The following is a 208-nucleotide window of genomic DNA, read 5'->3' as shown; positions in this document are numbered from 1 at the left end:
GAAGTTATGAAATAGACCAGCACCAGAGCCCATGGTCACACCGAACATATTTAATAAAGCTAATCGCCAATCTTCTAATGCAGAGTAACCCGCTACAATTGCTTCATTAGCTTGCTCACCAGTGTTGTACATACCGTAAAACATTGCAGGGAAAGTTGCTAACCATTCAAAAATCATCATACGTTTAAGGTCAATTCCTTCACGAACG

General features: G+C 40.4%; 1 pseudogene. It reads right to left on the bottom strand.

Annotated features, from left to right (window positions below):
* Positions 1-208 (bottom strand): annotated as a pseudogene (locus V6256_RS16235) (NADH:ubiquinone reductase (Na(+)-transporting) subunit B); the annotation flags it as partial.

Source organism: Psychromonas aquatilis, assembly GCF_038155185.1.
Classification (GTDB): domain Bacteria; phylum Pseudomonadota; class Gammaproteobacteria; order Enterobacterales; family Psychromonadaceae; genus Psychromonas; species Psychromonas aquatilis.
Note: the sequence above shows the minus strand (reverse complement) of the source record. Positions and strands in the feature narration are given on the sequence as shown.